Source organism: Paenibacillus lutimineralis, from assembly GCF_003991425.1.
Classification (GTDB): Bacteria; Bacillota; Bacilli; order Paenibacillales; family Paenibacillaceae; genus Fontibacillus; species Fontibacillus lutimineralis.
This window is the reverse complement of sequence record NZ_CP034346.1, coordinates 2,317,756-2,335,551: the sequence shown is the minus strand read 5'-3', so window position 1 is coordinate 2,335,551 and position 17,796 is coordinate 2,317,756. Positions and strand designations below refer to the sequence as shown.

The following is a 17,796-nucleotide window of genomic DNA, read 5'->3' as shown; positions in this document are numbered from 1 at the left end:
CAATCTAGTAATTAGCCCTTAACGCTGCCCGCCGTGACCCCTTCAATAATTTGCTCTTGCAAAATCGCGTAGATAATCATGACTGGCACAACGCTAAAGACAATCCCAGCGGACATTTGTGCGTAGTTCGTGTTGTAGGCGTCCCTGAAACCTACCATACCAACCGGAAGCGTTTTCAGCGCGTCATTGGACAGGAAATAGTTCGCTAGCAAGAACTCGTTCCAGTTGCCCAGGAAGTTGATGATGAAAACGGTCACGATCGCCGGTATAGTTAGTGGTATTATTATTCTAGCAAACAGTCCGGCAGAGCTCAATCCATCAATAACCGCCGCCTCTTCGATTTCTCCCGGAAGAGACCGCATAAAAGCTGCTAGGATGACAACCGAGAATGGAATTGCGTTAGCGACATAAGGCAGGATCAGCGCCATATGCGTATCGAGAATATCCAGCTTTCTCATAATACCATAGATTGGAAGCAGCAAAGAGTTATTCGGGATCAGCATCCCCAGCAAAATTAATTGAAACACGATTGCACTGATCTTATTATAGCGCATACGCGTAACTGCAAAGGACAGCATCGCTGCAAAAAGAATCGATACACAGGCAGCGAGAATCCCGATATACAAACTGTTCAAGAAATAAGTGCTGATCTTTGCATTGACCCAAGCATTTACGTAGTTATCAAATGAGATCGAGCCTGGAAGTCCGAACGGATTAGAAGCGATATCCTGATTGTTCGTCTTAAATGATGAGAAGACGACAAACAGGAACGGATACAGAATGATCAGCAAGTAGCCCATTAGAAATATATGCGGAATAGTCTTCTTTATTGCTCTCATCAGTATTCAATCCTTTCCGTCCGTTTTGCAATCAAGACTTGATATAATACTGTGATGATTATCGTAAATACGAAGATCAATACAGCGATGGAATTACCGAAGCCATGTCTAAAGCTTGTAATCGCATAACGGATCATGTATGTTGCCATAACATCCGTCGAGCCTGCAGGGCCGCCCTTAGTCATGACGAGCACGATATCTGCAGCCTTCATCGCACCAGCGATGGACAACATAATAACGACTGATACAATTGGCATAATGAGTGGAAGTGTAATTTTGGTAGCTCGTTGGAATCCAGTTGCCCCGTCAATTGCCGCCGCCTCATCCAGTTCTTTAGGAATAGAGAGGATGGCTGCAAGCACCATTACGATGTAGAAGCCGGTCCATTGCCAAGCATTCGTAATCAGGATCGATATCATGGCCCAGTTCTTATCAGACAGCCAGTAGACTGGCGATACACCGAAGAGTCCGAGTACCTCATTAGCCAGACCGAAATCCGGGTTATAAATGAAGCCCCATAGAATCCCGATAACTGCCGTCGACATAATCGAAGGCATAAATACTGCCGTCTTGTATAACCCCTTAAAGCGTTTCACGTTAGCTATTAACAATGAGAAGATGATAATGAGCGGAACTTGGATAAAACATGAGAACAAGATAAAATAGACGTTATTTCTTACTGACTTCCAGAAAGCAAGATCGTTAAATGCCTGCACATAGTTATCAAATCCGATATAATGAACGTTCTTAGATATCCCGTTCCAGCTAGTGAAACTATTGTTGACCGCTGTAAATACCGGATAGATAAAAAAGGCCAGAAACAAGATGAAGGCAGGCAATATGAACAAGACATATATCAGCGGATTTCTTAGTGCTTTATTCATGGTAACCTCCGTTGTAATCTTTGATATTCGTTTCTTCTGCTCCTAAGTTCTATCTATCTTTCCATTTAGTCAGAAAGGGCGCCCCCACAAAGTCGAGGCGGGTGGCGCCCTTTTCTAACTAAAGAGGTTGTTCAGAAATAATTACTCGCCAGCTGCATTAGCTGCGTCTTGAGCGGCTTGCACATTCTCCAGCATCTTCTGAGGATCGATTTCTCCTCCGATAATTTGCTGGATACCCATGCCAATTGCAGTGTTAACTTCTGCTTGAACAAGCGCATCAAAGGCAGGGAATGGTTTTCCAATTTCACTTACAGCTTTGAAAATATCTTGCATTAACGGATCATCGGATGTTGTCTTCATTTGCTCCAGATCCATCTTCAGGGCAGGAAGTACACCGTCTTCCTTCAGGCCGCGCAGCTGCATTTCATCTGTCCACATATTCTTGATGAATTCCTTGACTGCTGCCAATTTGCGAGGATCTTCGCCAACAGAACTGGAGAAGCCATAACCGTTATTCGAATCCTGCATGACAACGAATGGGTCTCCTTCTTTCAGAGGTGGCATACTGAAGTAACCAATCTTACCTACCAGGTCACCAGCTTGTGCCGGATCTCTGAACACCGAGTTCGCCCACGATCCGTCCATCATCATGATCGCTTCGCCGGTAATCACTTGGTTTCTCATATCTGCATATTCAAAACCAAGCTCGCCTTTCTTAAAGTAGCCTTTTTGCACCCATTCCTGGTGCTTGGCTACGCCTTTAACCACGTTCTCGTCGGTCCATTTTGTCTCACCCGTCTTGAATCCGTAAGTGACCTCCGGACCAGCATAGTAGGACCATAGGTTATTCGTCGTCATCAGTGGAATCCAAGCATCCTTGGATGATTGAGCGAACGGAATCTTGCCGTCTGATTTAATCTTCTCCGCAATCGCTTCCAATTCATCGAGTGTCTTAGGAACCGTCAGACTCTTTTGTTCGAAATATTCTTTATTGTAGAAAATACCTTCGATCGATCCGCCAATTGGCAGGCCATAAACTTTACCGTCATGAGTAAATGGACCCAAGTCACTGAATTTATCTTTAAGTCCAAGCTCATCGAGAATCGAAGTAAGGTCGAGCATTAAGCCTTCCTTAGCATACAATGCTGCATCCGGGCTGCCGAATACGTCAAACACTTCCGGCGGCTTGCCCGCAGCCATTTCGCCTCTCAGCTTCTCCTTACGGTTAACTTCCGAATCCACGCCGTCCAACTTGATTGTTAAACCAGGAACAGCCTCTTGCGTCTTCTTCACCACATCTTCCAGAATAGCCAAGCGGAATTTCTTCGCTTCCCCGATTTGTGTGTGGCGAATCGTAATTTCAAACGGTTCATCACTTACCTTTGCTTCGTTAGCAGGCTTGTTATTCGTTCCCGCACTGCCTTTGTCCGCTGTGTTCTTGTCATTGGAACTTCCACAACCAGCAAGCAATGCTGAAGCTACGAAGAACAGGGATAGTAACAGCGTCAAACTCTTCTTCATATTTCTTTGGACCCTCCTCAAGATCGGTTTGTATGTTACATCTTCATTATAGAAAGCGATTCCATTTTTGATAAGGAGGACATTTTTCTATAACGGGGATACAATCCTCTATAAAAAGACAATAACCCCTTCCACTCCGAGGAAAAGGTTATTTGTTAATAATTATAATTTGTATGTGATGATCCGTCTATTATTTTGCAACTGTCGCATTGACATACCATTTCAGCTGACTATCATACATTTCTTTATAATAGGACCCTTCATTTATTAATTTATCATGGGAACCTATTTCAACGATTCTTCCTCCATCCATGACGACGATTTTATCTACCCAACGGCAAATTCCAAGTCTATGTGTCAATATAATTGCTGTTTTATTCGTCAAATGAGCAAGCATCCCTTGAAAAAGACGATCTTCCGCTAATGGATCAATTGCAGCTGTAGGCTCATCCAAAATAACGATGTCCGCATTCCTATAATAAGCTCGAGCTAAACCAATCTTCTGCCACTGTCCTCCTGACAAATCCATCCCATCATCAAATATTGGATTGAGCTGTGTCTCCATTAAATGAGGTAGTGTATTTATAAAATCCTGCGAATCACTTAATTGGGTTGCTTTCTGTAGTTTTGGATCATTGCGGCCATCACCCTCATTATTAAGCCAAATGTTCTCTTGTACTGACATTGGGTATTTCCCATAGGTTTGAAGTAACACAGCTATATGCTTGCGAAATGAATTTTTATCATAACCATGCAGCGACACATCATCAATGACAATTTCTCCTTCATACTGATCATATAATCCAAGCAGACATTTCACTAAAGATGTTTTTCCCGAACCGTTATGTCCAACGATCGCTACTTTTTCACCTTTATGTAGGGTTAAGTTAATTTGCTGCAACACATAACGTTCAGAATTGGGGTATTTAAAAGACATATTTTGTACCTTTATTCCTTGATTTAAGCCTCCGAACTGAATTAAATGTGGTTCCTCTGATTCCTCTTCGAATTGTAATATCTCGAAAAAAGAAGGCAAGTAAATGGACGTTTCTTGTAGCCGATTAAAAGATTCTACCAACTCATGTGCCGTATTCTGTAAATGCAAAAGTCCTTGCGTGACTAACATGTATGTACCGACTGTAAATGAAGTGAATAACACTAAAATAATAAGCATAACTAACTGCAATACTTGGGTTATAATTTGTAGCGACCCATATAATAATTCTTGTTTATTTTTGAATTGAACTTGTAATTTTTCTACATTTGTAAAGAGTGTTTTCCACTTAGATATAATAAATTGATTTAACTGAAACATCCTCACTTCACTAGCTAGTTCACGATCTGTAAAAAGTCCTGATAAGTACTCTGCTTTCCTAGAGTCTTCACTCGCCTGTAAATAAATTTGCAATTGTCTATGATAATATTTACGTACAATAAATACATTCAAAAAACTTACAGTTGCAATAATGATAAGGACTGAGACATGAATATTACGCATTACATAAAGCATGATAGAGATCGATAAAATCGATTTGGCAAAGTTAAAAAAATTCATTAATAAAGGGAATCCAAAGCTAGGTAGCGTATTTGACAAAGTCATCATTTGATTATGAACATCCGCTCTTTCAATAAGCGAAATTTTAACTCTAGACATTTTTTTATGAACTATTTCTTGTAAATAACATTTGAAATGGCTGTTTAATTGTTTCTCTAACATTCTGTTTCCAGCTATAAGGATTTGTATTAACGCAAAAATCCCCGCTTGAATAACCAAAAGAACAATGAGTTCACCATATTGTCCCTGTTGAATAGAGTATGGTAATGCATTACCTATATGTTCCGTAACAATCAACTGTATGTTGGGTAAAAACGCAAGCATTCCTAAAATAACAATAAATAAATATACTTTCCAGGAGAATAGGGGCTTTAACATTATAATCATACAAAACAAATGATGAAGGCTTCTCTTCATTCCTAAGTTCTCCTATAATAATAAATTTAAATAAGAAATAGAACCCGGAATCAGAAATCGAGTTCTATTTCTCACTTTTAATGCCTAGGATATATCATTTATTAGTTCGAGCAACATCTTCCTGTTTTATCATCTCTTAGCGGTGGACCATTGTTTCCCCAGCAACCCGGATCATATACGCACGCCATTTATTTCACCTCCTTTCATAGAGTTATTTCATTCCATTATGAAGCTATATCGATTCCACTTGATTGAAAATGAGGCGCAATTTGATGAGCATCGGCCAAATATGTTCCAATAACCTTACCATCGGGACTTATCCGCATTAGTGTCGGAAATGAAGTTATCTCCAATTGATTAATAGCCTCTTCAAGAACGATAAACTTTTTACTTATGCTTAGTGCCTTGAGGAATGCATTATGTCTAGCAATCTTATCCTCAGCATAATACACTCCTGGATAGAGGAACGTTAAGACGACCATATCAAATTCAAATGCATTAAAATTATATATTTTCATCTGCTTCAAAGTTTGCTCGCACGATTGACATCCAAGTAACGTTATTAGTACAACAGATTCCCTTAAGTTAAGTTCAAATGCCGTCGGCTGTTGTGTGTCCATATCCAGCACTTGTATATCTGGAAAAACTGCATTTTCACGCAAACCATAATGTGCGGGAATGGGTAAACTAGATACAGGCATAGACAAACTTGGTAAAATACTCGACTCTATCCTCTGAAATGATACTTTAAGCCATCGCATAGATTTCAACCCAAAATATATAAAACAAAACAATAACAGCGACGAAATTGTTAAATTAACTCCTATTATCCATCCCAAGTATAAACACCACACTTTTCCTTTGGATCAAATATCTAAACTTTAGTAAGCGCATTCAATTTTAAACTGAAATAATAGGTTGCTAATAAACATAGCACAAGTAATTCTGTTATCAACCATGCCTTCAGGTACTCTATTTCAATTAATAGTTGAAGGATAACCGGTATTTCAGGAGCTGTTATCGTAAATAATAAGGCAATAATTAATACTAAATTCCTTACTGGTATTCCAATGTTAATCTCTTCATTTCCTAGCGCTCCGCCACAGTGACAAGTAAGATTCGTTTTTTTTATTAAGATGACGTACAATCAACATTGAGAACATAATTAACATGACTATGACTAGGATTGCTGCTACCTTGTATAAAAACGAACAAACTAATAAGCCACCACATAGGATTTCCAATACAACAAACGCTCGCGATATCAACCCGATGATTTTAGGATTACGAAAATTAGTAAACTGTGATATTGCTTCTTCAAATGCTGTTAAACTAAAGCACTTCGATAAGCCAGTACTCAAAAAAATATTACCAACCAGAAGGTTTATAAATAATATAAATTCCATCTGATCACCTTTGAGTGTCATGCCATAGCACGTAAATTGGCGAGATCGGTTCAATCGACTGAATACTAATACCGTTATAAATAGTTGGGTTACTCAATGGAGAGTAAAAGGCTCGATTTAGATCCTCAACTGTGTCGTCTCCTATTGTCATTAAATTAAGATGATGTTGAAGCTTCATACCCATCTCCCTCCAAACCTATTCATTGAAAGATAACTTACTTTCTTGTAGTTTTAATTTTAAATAACTATTCTCTGTCCTTTACTATAAAAGGAATAAAACACTATGTGTATAGCCAGGGATTAAACGGTGATGTTATAGGCCAGAAAGGCGATATTCTTGTCCTATTAGGTTATTGATCTGGAATTATAGGCTTGAAAGAATTCATTGCGAGTAAGATATAAAAATTGTTTGTAATTTCGACGAGTGAGAGGAATGTTCTTAACAATAGAAGGGTATACAATGAGATAATTTCCTTGGATTATGGGGTCAGGTATAACCATTTTAATGTGGTCTAGGTTAACCAAAAAACTGCGATGAGGCCTCATGATGGACTTTGAACACGCCGCTTGAATTTCCTCCAAACTAGAACTTGTTTCAATTACTCTTCCTTCCGTGAGACAAATTTCATATTTTCTTCTATCAACCTTTTCTATATAAATCATACTGTTTTCATTAATGTCAATCGTATGGTACCGATGTTTTACCCTTATTCTTTTAATGTTATTTTCCTCCATAAGCAATGTTTTTTTATGTTGTTCAATTCTTTTCTTTGCTCGCATTATCGCCCTTTTAAATCTCTCATAAGGTAAAGGAAGATTAATATAGTCAATACACTCTAACTCAAACGCAGCTGAATAATGTTTGGAGAGAGTTGAACGTGAAATAATGATGATGGGAGAGTTAAATCCTTGTTTTTTAATATATTCACATGCAGTTATCCCATCTGTTCTATCTAATAAAACACCCGTTATAATCAGGTCAGGCATAAATTTGTAAACGCTATCAATTAATCCATCGCCAGAAGCAGGTGTGTCAACAACATAGAACCCTAAGTTTGTGACTTGTTCAACTATTTTGAACCTTGATTGAGCATGATTATCAGCAATAACACAGGTTAATCCCTTTTTAAACACATTTGACATCGTTCGCCCTCTTTTTCTATTTGTATTGCTCTATCGCAAAATTAGTTAGTTGACAGTTTATTCAGATATTCGAATCGATCATATTCATTATATGCTAGCCTAGTAACAGGTTCTCTGTGTGTTGTTGTCTCTGACTTTCTTTTTCCGATAATGGATACGAACCACCCAAATAAAAGATACTTGGGTATGCATATTATTACCAAAAGGTAAATTGTAGTATTAGATTAAGTTGTCAACAACTAATTTTGTTACGAGCCAATTTCCTTACATCCCCATTTTAGTAATATATTTCAGCACCAGTAAGATCATAAATTATCTTCTTAGGGATAAAATCATCCAGTGATCAGGTAGAATAGATGAACGACTCTGTCGGTAATCAAAATAACATAAAAAAACGGTTAAATCTGACAAGTCATGTCAAATTCAACCGTTTGTGTGGGTTAGTAATATGGATTAAGTCAGTTAACTGATATAATACTTACTTCGCTGTAACTACCTGCTGCCGCCCCTCTTCGATCAGGCGATTCGCCCGTTCGATCTCCTCCGCTGTTGGAGAAGGAACGCCCTCTAGAGGGTAATCCCAACCTAGCTCCTGCCATTTATAGATCCCCATTGTATGATAAGGAAGTATTTCAAACTTCTCTACACCATGCAGGCCGCCGATAAACTTGCCAAGATGGATCAAATCCTGTTCATCGTCGTGGATCCCCGGTACAAATACGTGACGAATCCACATTTTACGGTTATGATCAGACAACCAATGCGCCATGTTCAACATGCGCTCATTCGGTTTGCCGGTCAATTTGATATGCTTCTCATTGTCGATATGCTTCAAATCAAGCATGACCAGATCCGTCACATCCAGCAAATCGCGGATCTTATCGCCTTCATTGTATCCGTTCGTATCCAGGCAAGTGTGCAGGTTCCAGCGCTTCTTCACTTCACGGAACAATTCAGTGACGAATGGAGCCTGTAACGTCGCTTCCCCGCCGGATACGGTTAACCCGCCGCCTGACGAACGATAGTAGCTCAGATATGGCTCAATTTCAGCCAGGACCTCTTCCACTGTCATTTCCTTGCCTTCCGTGAGGCTCCAGGTATCGGGGTTATGGCAATATTGGCATTGCAGCAGGCAGCCCTGCATGAAGAGTACGAAGCGTATACCCGGTCCATCTACCGTTCCGAATGTTTCTAATGAATGAATACGACCTTTAAGCATATTGTTCGCCACCCTTTCTCATTGAGGCTGCCTGATGTATAGCCACAATCTCTAAGACTATTCAGATCCCGTTATTACATCGAACCGTGGAAGGTACGGTTAATAACGTCAAGTTGTTGTTCGCGAGTCAGCTTGATGAAGTTAACAGCATAGCCCGATACGCGAATGGTCAATTGAGGATAATTCTCTGGATGATCCATAGCGTCGATCAATTGTTCGCGGTCGAATACGTTAACGTTCAGGTGGTGAGCATCGCTGCCGAAATATCCATCCATCATCGATACGAGGTTGGATTTACGAGTCTCAGCATCTTTACCTAGTGCCTTAGGAACGATTGAGAAGGTATTCGAGATACCATCCAAGCTGTGTTCGTAAGGAAGCTTAGCAACCGAGCTCAAGGAAGCAAGAGCACCCTTCTTGTCACGGCCATGCATTGGGTTAGCACCTGGTGCAAATGGTTCGCCAGCTTTACGTCCGTCTGGAGTGCTACCTGTTTTCTTACCATATACTACGTTGGAAGTAATCGTCAATACCGATTGTGTTGGCAACGAATTACGGTAAGTTTTGTGCTTGCGGATCATGCCCATGAAGGTCTCAACGAGCTTAACTGCAATATCATCAACTTTGTTATCGTTGTTACCGTAGCAAGGATATTCGCCTTCGATTTCGAAGTCAACGGCGATGCCATTTTCGTTACGGATTGGTTTAACCTTAGCATATTTAATAGCGCTCAAGGAGTCGGTAGCTACCGACAAACCTGCGATACCGCAAGCCATCGTACGCAGAATGTCACGGTCATGCAATGCCATCTCGATGCGTTCGTAGCAGTATTTATCATGCATATAGTGAATAACATTCAAGGAGTTAACATAAGTCTTAGCCAGCCATTCCATCATAGGAATGAAGCGTTTCATAACTTCGTCATAATCCAGATATTCCGAAGTAATCGGTTGATATTCAGGACCTACTTGTGCACCGGATTTCTCGTCTTTACCACCGTTGATCGCATATAGCAATACTTTAGCCAAGTTAGCACGTGCGCCGAAGAATTGCATTTGCTTACCGATTCTCATCGCGGATACGCAGCAAGCAATACCGTAGTCATCGCTGTAGATTGGACGCATCAAATCGTCGTTCTCGTATTGAATCGAGCTAGTCTCGATCGATACTTTTGCAGCGAACTTCTTGAAGCCTTCAGGCAATTTCTCGGACCAAAGAACAGTCAAGTTAGGCTCTGGAGCAGGTCCCAGGTTGTACAGTGTATGCAAGAAGCGGAAGCTGTTCTTCGTTACGAGCGTTCTGCCGTTCTCAGCCATACCACCGATCGATTCAGTTACCCAAGTTGGGTCACCGCTGAACAGATCGTTGTATTCAGGAGTACGCAAGAATTTAACGATACGCAATTTCATAACGAAATGGTCAACCAATTCTTGTGCAGTTTCTTCAGTCAAAGTACCTTCAGCCAGATCACGTTCGATATAAGTGTCGAGGAACGAGGATACACGACCAAGTGACATTGCTGCACCGTCTTGTTCTTTAACAGCTGCGAGGTAACCGAAGTATACCCATTGAACTGCTTCTTTAGCATTTTCAGCTGGTCTGGAAATGTCGAAGCCGTACATTTGGCCCAGTTCTTTCAACTCTTGCAGAGCACGGATTTGCTCAGAGATCTCTTCACGAAGACGAATTACATCTTCATCGATCACATCAACTTCAAGGCTATTCAATTCTTCTTTCTTCTGTTTGATCAAGAAATCAATACCGTAAAGGGCCACACGGCGATAGTCGCCGATAATACGGCCACGGCCGTAAGCATCTGGAAGACCAGTGATGATGCCCGCTTTGCGGCATGCTCTCATCTCGGATGTATAAGCATCGAAAACACCTTGGTTATGCGTTTTACGAATTTTTGTGAACAGTTCTACGATTTCGCCCGGCAGATCAAATCCGTAAGCTTTACAGGAATTGAGTACCATGTTGATACCACCATACGGATGAATCGTGCGTTTGAAAGGCTCGTCTGCTTGCAAGCCTACAATTTGTTCCTTATCTTTATCTAAATAACCAGCAGCATGTGAAGTAATGGCGGAAGGTGTGTTAACATCTACATCAAGTACACCGCCAGCTTCGCGTTCTTTCTTAGTCAGATCGGAAATGATCTCCCAGAGTGCTTTAGTGTTAGCAGTAGCACCTTGAAGGAAGGATTCATCCCCTTCATAGGAAGCAACGTTGCCTTGAATAAAATCGCGAACATTGACTTCTCTCATCCACTTACCTGCTTTGAAGCCTCTCCATGCGGATTGAACTTCTTGATTACCTTTTACTTCTCTCTCAATCACCGACATCTTTATTCCCTCCATATATATAGTTTGGAGCACGCGGTTGAAGGATATACTCGCGCCTCGTGATCCCTAAAATTTGTGATAATTTTCACATTTCATACACTAATGAACCTATGAAAACCAATCACCTATTACTCAAATATGCGGGATCGTTTATGTCATAATCATACATCAATCCCGCATAAATGATTGTGACAAATATCACAATCGAAGTGATATTTGTCACGATTTTCCTTGCATTTGTTCAATTATTCGTCAAATCTTCCGTAGAAGGCATCGCGGTATACTTCCGCCAGTTCAGTGACCAATGGGAGCTTAGGGTTTGCTGTTGTACATTGGTCTTCGAAGGCACGGTCAGCCAAATAATCTACCTTCGACTCGAAATCCTTCGGATCGAAGCCGAGCTCCTGGAAGCTCTCAGGAATGCCAAGCTTTCTGTTCAAGTCACGGATCGCATTGATCAAGCTCTTGATGCCTTCTTCAGTAGTGCGAGCCGGCAAGCCAAGAATGCGGGCGATTTCTGCATAACGCTCATCAGCCACGAAATGTCTGTATTTAGGCCATGCTGCGAATTTGGTCGGTTTCTTGGCATTGTAGCGAATAACATGCGGCATCAAGATCGCATTCGTACGGCCGTGTGCTGTATGATATTGTCCGCCCCATTTATGCGCCAAGCTATGGTTAATACCCAGGAAGGCGTTGGCGAAGGCCATACCTGCCAATGTCGAAGCATTGTGCATTTTCTCGCGGGCTAGCTTGTCGCCAGTAAGCGCTGATTTCTCAAGGTACTGGAACACCAGCTGAATTGCTTTGATCGCAAGTCCATCTGTATAATCACTAGCCATCACCGAGACATAAGCCTCGATCGCATGAGTCAATACATCCATCCCGGTATCAGCAACAGCGGTCTTTGGCAGTGTATATACGAATTCAGGATCGATGATAGCTACATCTGGAGTTAGCTCATAATCTGCCAAAGGATATTTTGTATTACCATTAACTTTATCAGTAATAACTGCGAACGAAGTTACTTCCGAACCGGTACCCGAAGTCGTCGGAATGGCAACGAATTTCGCCTTTTGTCCGAGACGAGGGTATTTATAAATCCGCTTGCGGATATCCATGAATTTTTGCTTGAGGTTGTGGAAGCTTGTATCTGGATATTCGTAGAACAGCCACATTCCTTTCGCAGCGTCCATCGGCGAACCGCCACCAAGTGCAATAATGCAGTCTGGCTGGAATTTGTTCATCAGCTCAGTTCCGCGTTCAACCGTAGTTGTCGATGGATCCGGCTCTACATCCGAGAAGACTTCAATCGCAACCGGCGTTTGACGTTGACGGAGATAATGCTCGACTCTCTCTACATATCCCAGTTTAACCATCATTGGGTCTGTCACGATCAACACGCGACTGATGTCAGGCATTTTGGCAAGATATTGAGTCGATCCCTTTTCAAAATAAATCTTATCCGGTACTTTGAACCATTGCATATTCACGGTACGATGATTCACCCTTTTCACGTTGATCAGATTGACGGCTGTTACGTTCGACGATGTCGAGTTGCGACCATACGAGCCGCAGCCTAGTGTCAACGATGGCAGGTTCGTATTATAGATATCGCCGATACCGCCTTGCGAAGATGGCTGGTTAACCAGGATCCGGCAAGTAGGCATACGGTCGGAGTACTTCTTAATTACTTCGTCATTATTCGAATGGATGACCGAAGAGTGACCCATTCCGCCGAACGATACAACTTCAAGCGCGAGGTTGATGCCTTGCTCTGCATTCTTCACCTTGTAGCAGGCCAGCACTGGGCTAAGCTTCTCAGCAGACAATGGGAATTTAGGACCTACACCATCAATTTCTGCCACGAGAATTTTAGTTCCTGCCGGTACATCGATACCGCACATTTCAGCAATTTTTACAGCAGATTGACCTACGATCGCCGGATTCACGGCACATTTATCCACATTAATTGCTCCCTTGGTCAATTTACCTGCTTCTTCTTTATTTACAAAATAGCATCCGTTAGCTATCATTTTCTTCTTTACTTGATCGAAGATCGGTTCTTCGATAATAACCGCTTGTTCAGAAGCACAAATCATACCGTTGTCGAATGTCTTAGATAGGATGAGGTCATTTACGGCTTGATCGATGTCTGCACTCTTCTCGATGAAGCATGGAACGTTACCAGGACCTACACCTAAAGCCGGTTTGCCGCAGCTGTATGCCGCTTTAACCATTGCAGAACCGCCAGTTGCCAGGATGCAGGCAATGTCGTTATGATTCATCAGAGCATTCGTACGATCCATGGACGGATTCTCGATCCATTGAATGCAATCGGCAGGTGCGCCATGTTTAACCGCTGCGTCAAGCAAGATTTGAGCTGCTTCAGCACTGCAACGTTGAGCGGATGGATGGAATCCGAAAATAATCGGGTTACGAGTCTTGATCGCGATAAGGGCTTTGAAGATCGTCGTCGATGTCGGGTTGGTTACTGGAGTGATCCCCATGATGATACCGACTGGCTCGGCGATTTTCTGGAAGCTATCATATTCATTGTCTTCAATAACACCAACCGTCTTATCATACTTGATACTGTGGTAGATGTATTCCGTAGCGAACATGTTCTTAATGATCTTGTCCTCGTACACGCCGCGGCCAGTTTCTTCTACGGCCATCTTCGCCAAGTACATATGTTTGTCTAGACCAGCAAGTGCCATTGCCTGTACGATGGAATCAATTTGTTCTTGATCCATACCCATGAAAGCTTCTTGTGCTTTGTTTGCTTTGTCAATCAACGTCTGAACATACTCTTGCGCAGTTGGCTGTTGGACCTTGGTCGCAACTTCATTTTTAACGGCCATCTCTCTCATCCTCCTAAAGTTAATGGATGCACCTGTCTTTTAGGGTTCGTGAAATATTTCACTTGTAGGTTCATCCCTTGGAAGCTTTGTGCTTCTCTTTATGATTTGATCATAGCATATCGGTTTTCATTTGTATAGTGAATTTTTTCACATAGTTTAAAATAGTTGAAAACTTTCATCTTTGGGTGTATATTTTCATCATGTTCTTACATATAAGATGTTCCTTTTTGCTTGGTTCTAAACTTTAAGCAATTTAACAAACTAAGTTTCACGTTTAGCGAACATATTTGTAATTGGATAACGCTTCCAAAGTGAAATTAGTCACAATGTTAAAAATTAGACACTTTTAGACGTATTAGAGGCGACCCAAAATCAAATAATCGTTATATAATTAATTTAAAATAATTTAAAATTTTCAGAAAATTTAGAACAAATTCCGTATAAAAGGGGAAATCGATGATGAGTGAAAGCGTAAATACCACCATGCCCCGCGGCAATACAAGTTGTTTCTCCGAGCAAAACTTCAATAGGCTTCTTGTTACGATGAAGGATAAATCTTATCCCGAGGGAACGCATCTTTTCTGGGAAGGCGATCTTTCCGATAAGCTATTCTACATTAAGCGCGGGCGAGTAAAATTAACCAAATCCACCGATGAAGGCAAAGAACTTATTCTATATATGTATGGTCGCGGCGATATGGTCGGACAGGCCGATCCTTTCTTTAGTATGAAGCACAGCTTCACCGCTGAAGTGATCGAAGACAGCGAGGTCGGTGTAATCGAGCAGAAGGATCTGGAGATCATGATTTGTCAGCATTGCGATTTTTCAATCGATTTCATGAAATGGATGGGAATCCATCACCGACTGACCCAGACTAAATTCCGCGACCTGATGATGTACGGCAAACCTGGTGCGCTCACTTCTACTCTGATCCGTCTTAGTAATACTTACGGTGAGCCCTATGGAGACTCCATTCTTATTAACAAGAAAATCACGCATACCGACTTGTCCAACATGATCGGTGCTACCCGTGAGAGCGTTAACCGTATGCTCAGCGATCTGCGCAAGAAAGACGCGCTCGAATATGTGAACGGCATGATCGTCATTAAAGACCTTGTTATGCTACAGGACATGTGCCACTGTGAGCTATGTCCGAATGAAATTTGCCGGATCTGACGATCGGTCCGGCACCATCCCCTTAACCTTCATCTTCCCCATCAGGAAGATGAAGGTTTCTTGTATTCACAGAACCTGTTAGTATGTCGAGTCTGGATTACAGCTATATTTAATTCGTTCAGTCTGTCCAGCCCATGGCATTCTTCTTCACCTGCTGGGATAGGAAATCCAGCCACTGCGCATGATCATTCAAGCAGGGGGCTGCGCTGAACTGCCCTGCTTCTCCGCCTCCGGCAGCAAATTGCTCTCTTCCCTCAATAGCCAGCTCATGCAGCGTCTCCAAGCAATCTGTAACGAGTCCAGGCGAGAAGATCAGCGGCCTCTTGATCCCCCGTCCAGCCAATTGTCCGAGCACTTCATCCGTTGCCGGCCCAACCCACTTCTCCGGTCCGAAGCGGGATTGGAAGGTTACCTCATAACGATCCTGTTCCCAGCCCATCGCGTTAGCAAGTAGCTTGGCCGTCTCCATACATTGCTCTGTATACGGATCACCCGTATCGACATATCGCTTCGGTATCCCATGGAAGCTAAGCACATAATAATCCGGGGCATAGGCCATACCTTCCAGATAACGTGATAGATGAGACTGCATCGCCGATATGTAGCCAGGCTCGCGATAATACGCGTCCATGAAGCGCAGCGCTGGCACAAAACGTTTGGACACCGGACCGTTAGCACTTCTCCTTCCAAGTGCCGCGAAGCAGGCTTGATCATATACAGAAGCGCTCGTTGTCGATGAATACTGCGGAAATAGAGGAACAATAATAATACGTGTAACCCCTGCTGACTCCAGACTAGCCATTGCCTGATCCATGCTTGGTTCACTATAGGCCAACGCTAATTCGACTCGGTACTCTGCGCCAAGCCGTGATTGCAGACCAGCTTGCTGAGCCAGCGAATGGATCAGCAACGGCGAGCCTTCCTTCTGCCAGATTTCACGGTACAGCTTAGCAGATTTCCGCGGTCTTGCACGCAGAATAATTCCCCGTAGTAGCGGTTGCCAAAGCCATGGAGAGTAATCGATCACCCGCCGGTCCGACAGAAAACTACGCAAATATGGACGTACGGATTTGGATGTCGGCTCTAGAGGAGTACCGATTTGTGATAATATAACTCCTATAGGAGACATTTTTCAGGACTCCCTTCTATTCTTATCGTGACCTTAACGTAGCATATGCCCCCTTTCAACACAGTACATGAGATCACATTTTTACGAAAGACAAAAAAAGAAAAGACCCTCCAAAAAATGAGGGCCTCTCCTGTAAAAAACTCAATTTTATTTTAAGATGTCATGGTCAACATAACGTTCACCGTTCAATTCGCTAATAATCTCAATCGCGACCTTAGCTCCATCGCCAGCGGTAATAATCGTATGAACGCTGACACCAGCTACTGTACCTGCTGCCCAAATTCTCGGCTTGCTGGTACGTCCGTTACCGTCCGTGTCAATGACTGTCTTGATACGTGGCTCTCTTCCATCCTTAAGTGTAATGCCGATCGACTTGGCTAAATCCGTAAGCGCACCAGTGGCCAAAATAACATGAGAAGCTTCATAGCTGCGTCCCGATTCCGTCTTAACGGTTATTTTCGTTTCACCATTTGTATCTACGGCTATTACTTTCTCTTCGATGAACTTAGCGCCGAATTTCTCAGCTTGTTCACGGCCTGTCTGCAGTAAATCCGGTCCGGACGTCTCTTTGACGCCGTAATGATTCTCAATCCAGGCTCTCTTCGTCATGCTTCCATTGCTGTCCAGTACAAGTGTCTCCTTACCTGCCTTTGCCAGAAACAAAGCTGCGCTTGCCCCTGCAGGTCCTGCTCCGATTACTATTACCTCAGCCAAAAATTACACCTACTCTCTATAATATTAGGGGAGTTCAAAAAGTCTGCTTCTGATCACTAGGTGAATCAAGAAGTGGCTCAGCATCAGCGTTTTGACAAAACGCACATCGGAAGCATCAGCTTCGGTGCTGAAAACAGACCTTTTTGAACTAAAAATGTTCGTGCCGCCCCCGTCACAGGTAGCGGCACGGCTTAGCCACGTTACTCAATCCATTCTTCCGCCCAGCATTGAACCTGATCCATAACGGGACGCAGTGCGCGCCCTTTATCCGTCAATTCGTATTCAATTCGAACCGGTGTCTCCGGATACACATGTCGCACAAGAATACCTTCATTCTCAAGATCCTTCATTCGTTCGGATAGCATTTTATCACTCATCGACGGGATGCCATTTGAAATATCTTTGAATCTCTTGGGTCCGTCCATTAAAGTTCGAATAATTAATCCGTTCCAGCGTTTTCCCAGCAAAGAGAAAGCCGACTCAAAGCGCGGACACAGCTGACACATGGATGTACCGTTATCATCCATTACACTTCACCTCTTACCTATTTAGAAACATTACTTTATGAGAAATATTGTCGTTAA

General features: G+C 42.4%; 14 protein-coding genes. 1 reads left to right on the top strand and 13 read right to left on the bottom strand.

Annotated features, from left to right (window positions below; translation table 11 throughout):
* Positions 1–11: 11 nt before the first annotated feature.
* The 10 genes from EI981_RS09695 to adhE form a co-directional block, all read right to left on the bottom strand.
* Positions 12–839 (bottom strand): carbohydrate ABC transporter permease, encoded by an 828-nt coding sequence (locus EI981_RS09695; RefSeq protein WP_126997611.1) that lies wholly within the window; start codon positions 837–839, stop codon positions 12–14.
* Positions 839–1,723: a carbohydrate ABC transporter permease gene (locus tag EI981_RS09690; protein ID WP_126997609.1), complete on the bottom strand. Its 885-nt coding sequence runs from the start codon at positions 1,721–1,723 to the stop codon at positions 839–841. Before EI981_RS09690 ends, EI981_RS09695 begins: the two co-directional genes overlap by 1 nt.
* 141 nt (positions 1,724–1,864) lie before the next feature.
* The gene (locus tag EI981_RS09685; RefSeq protein WP_126997607.1) at positions 1,865–3,244 is read right to left on the bottom strand and encodes an extracellular solute-binding protein; all 1,380 of its coding nucleotides are present in this window, start codon (positions 3,242–3,244) and stop codon (positions 1,865–1,867) included.
* Positions 3,245–3,434: 190 nt separating this feature from the next.
* Complete coding sequence (locus EI981_RS09680) at positions 3,435–5,216, bottom strand: ABC transporter ATP-binding protein (RefSeq protein ID WP_126997605.1); 1,782 nt, start codon at positions 5,214–5,216, stop codon at positions 3,435–3,437.
* A gap of 224 nt (positions 5,217–5,440) precedes the next feature.
* Positions 5,441–5,917: a hypothetical protein gene (locus EI981_RS09675; RefSeq protein WP_227011781.1), complete on the bottom strand. Its 477-nt coding sequence runs from the start codon at positions 5,915–5,917 to the stop codon at positions 5,441–5,443.
* Between the two features lie 381 nt (positions 5,918–6,298).
* Entirely contained in the window at positions 6,299–6,622 is a 324-nt protein-coding gene (locus tag EI981_RS30230; protein ID WP_418789047.1) for a MauE/DoxX family redox-associated membrane protein, read from the bottom strand.
* Positions 6,623–6,967: 345 nt separating this feature from the next.
* Complete coding sequence (locus EI981_RS09665) at positions 6,968–7,765, bottom strand: LytR/AlgR family response regulator transcription factor (RefSeq protein ID WP_126997599.1); 798 nt, start codon at positions 7,763–7,765, stop codon at positions 6,968–6,970.
* A 478-nt stretch (positions 7,766–8,243) separates the two neighbouring features.
* Positions 8,244–8,984 (bottom strand): pyruvate formate-lyase-activating protein, encoded by a 741-nt coding sequence (gene pflA / locus EI981_RS09660; protein WP_126997597.1) that lies wholly within the window; start codon positions 8,982–8,984, stop codon positions 8,244–8,246.
* Between the two features lie 74 nt (positions 8,985–9,058).
* Positions 9,059–11,329: a formate C-acetyltransferase gene (gene pflB, locus EI981_RS09655; RefSeq protein WP_126997595.1), complete on the bottom strand. Its 2,271-nt coding sequence runs from the start codon at positions 11,327–11,329 to the stop codon at positions 9,059–9,061.
* A 245-nt stretch (positions 11,330–11,574) separates the two neighbouring features.
* Complete coding sequence (gene adhE, locus EI981_RS09650) at positions 11,575–14,193, bottom strand: bifunctional acetaldehyde-CoA/alcohol dehydrogenase (RefSeq protein ID WP_126997593.1); 2,619 nt, start codon at positions 14,191–14,193, stop codon at positions 11,575–11,577.
* Positions 14,194–14,652: 459 nt separating this feature from the next.
* Here adhE and EI981_RS09645 point away from each other — a divergent pair, with 459 nt between their 5' ends.
* Positions 14,653–15,369: a Crp/Fnr family transcriptional regulator gene (locus tag EI981_RS09645; protein ID WP_126997591.1), complete on the top strand. Its 717-nt coding sequence runs from the start codon at positions 14,653–14,655 to the stop codon at positions 15,367–15,369.
* A gap of 118 nt (positions 15,370–15,487) precedes the next feature.
* Here the strand turns inward: EI981_RS09645 and hemH are convergent, their stop codons facing one another.
* From hemH to EI981_RS09630, 3 genes are all read right to left on the bottom strand, one after another.
* Positions 15,488–16,498, bottom strand: coding sequence for a ferrochelatase (gene hemH, locus EI981_RS09640; RefSeq protein ID WP_126997589.1), 1,011 nt, complete (start codon positions 16,496–16,498; stop codon positions 15,488–15,490).
* Between the two features lie 147 nt (positions 16,499–16,645).
* Positions 16,646–17,212: an NAD(P)/FAD-dependent oxidoreductase gene (locus EI981_RS09635; protein WP_126997587.1), complete on the bottom strand. Its 567-nt coding sequence runs from the start codon at positions 17,210–17,212 to the stop codon at positions 16,646–16,648.
* 200 nt (positions 17,213–17,412) lie between these two features.
* On the bottom strand, positions 17,413–17,739 hold the full coding sequence (locus EI981_RS09630) for a winged helix-turn-helix transcriptional regulator (protein WP_126997584.1): 327 nt from the start codon (positions 17,737–17,739) through the stop codon (positions 17,413–17,415).
* Positions 17,740–17,796 lie beyond the last annotated feature (57 nt).